The organism is Ruixingdingia sedimenti (genome assembly GCF_031432425.1).
In the GTDB taxonomy this organism is placed as follows: Bacteria; Pseudomonadota; Alphaproteobacteria; order Rhodobacterales; family Rhodobacteraceae; genus Ruixingdingia; species Ruixingdingia sedimenti.
In genome coordinates this window covers 1-1,732 of the sequence record NZ_JAVKPH010000099.1, presented here as the reverse complement: position 1 = coordinate 1,732, position 1,732 = coordinate 1, and the positions used below count along the sequence as shown (strand labels likewise).

General features: G+C 57.6%; 1 protein-coding gene. It reads left to right on the top strand.

Annotated features, from left to right (window positions below):
* The first annotated feature begins 21 nt into the window (after positions 1 to 21).
* A complete protein-coding gene (locus RGD00_RS23200; RefSeq protein ID WP_310459602.1) occupies positions 22 to 1,476 on the top strand; it encodes a S8 family peptidase in 1,455 nt (484 codons plus the stop codon).
* Positions 1,477 to 1,732 lie beyond the last annotated feature (256 nt).

The following is a 1,732-nucleotide window of genomic DNA, read 5'->3' as shown; positions in this document are numbered from 1 at the left end:
AACTTGTTCGTCGTCTTGCTCATGATGCTCCATCCTACTCAGGAGTTGGAGCCTCCGGCAAACCCGGCGCGGTTCATAACCAAGTCAGCGGCATCCCTTCCGGAGATCTCCGCTCCAGGTCGCGCACGGGTCTACTGCATGGCAATCACCAACGAGGATCGTTCCGGGGCGGAACCGACCGGTTGGAGTTCAGCCCTAGACCAGATCAGTTCCGGCACCGATGCAATTGACGAAGGTCCTGACCACATCCGCCGCCTGTTTGTTCAAGCACTTGGGAACATCCGGGACAATTCAAGGGCGGAAGAGATCGCAGACGGCGATGCCTTCCCTGGCGAGGATCCAGCGCAGGCTTGGAACGCACTGACGGTAGGTGGCACTACCATCAAGTCGGAAATCGCGGAGAGAAGCTACCGGGACTGGTCCGGCTGGGCGCGACCCGGAGAGCGCAGCCCCTACAGTCGAACGACAACACTTTGGCGTTCAAACCAATCTCCCATTAAGCCCGAGGTCGTCTTTGAAGCAGGGAACCGTGCACTCAGTCGATCTGGATCGGAGGCGGTCTCCGGTCTCCCATCTCTTTCGTTGCTCACGACGTCAAAATCTGCTGGTGCCAACTCAGTCACGCCATTCTGGGCCACAAGCGCGGCCACAGCACAAGCTGGTCGGATGGCTGCCAGCATCATGTCGGAGCATCCCGATTACTGGCCTGAAACAGTACGTGCTTTGATGGTCCATAGTGCGCGCTGGACCCCCCATATGCTCGGTGAGTTCAACGGCTCCGCGTCGAAGAGTGATCGAAAAAACCTCGCAAGAAAGTATGGGTACGGCGTGCCGGATTTGAAGCGCGCCTTGGCGTCGGCATCGAATGACCTTGCCCTCGTCGCTCAGAAGTACATTCAGCCTTTCAGGATTGAAGATGGGAGTGTTCGGTTCAGCGAATCCCATGTGTATCGCCTACCGTGGCCACGAGACGTTCTTGAAGGGCTAGGCGATCAAAGCGTGCGCCTAAAGGTCACTCTGTCGTATTTCATCGAGCCTAACCCAAGCTTTGCCAGCGCGATCGACCCCGCTCGATATCAGTCGTTTGGCCTGCGCTTTGATTTGAAGCGCGCGAGGGAAACCGACGGGAATTTCCTTCGACGCGTCAACAAGGATGATCGGGATGAGGACGATCCGCGCCCGGTGAATGAAGACAACGACGGCTGGTTCTTTGGACCGAAATCCATCTCCGCGGGATCGATCCACAGCGACACCTGGGAAGGCAGTGCGGTCGAGCTCGTCGAACGGGACCTAATCTACGTCTATCCGATTTCAGGTTGGTGGCGAGAGCGCCGCGCACTTGGCAGAGAGGCAAGCAAAACGCGGTATTCTTTGGTGGTCGGGATCGAAACGCCTGAGCTCGACATCAATCTTTTCACGCCTGTTTCGATCCAAGCCGCCGCGCTAGTGGCAGCAGGTACAAGCATCGAGGTCTAGCAGACGGTGGCTAGCCGTTGCGGCCGCCACTCCCAATACCTGCCGCTGCGTGCCTATGCCCGCTTCTGCGTTCTGGTGCTGTTTTTCTGTTCTGGTGTTGATGTGGCGTTGATGTAAACTGGAACGCCAAAAACCCGACGGTTTGCGTCGGGTTCTTAGTATCTGATATCTTTGCGGATTTTGGTTGCGGGGGCAGGATTTGAACCTGCGGCCTTCAGGTTATGAGCCTGACGAGCTACCGGGCTGCTCCACCCCG

Excerpts from the sequence above, each read along its gene's own strand:
- RGD00_RS23200 (WP_310459602.1), top strand. The coding sequence starts at position 22 with ATGATGCTCCATCCTACTCAGGAGTTGGAGCCTCCGGCAAACCCGGCG.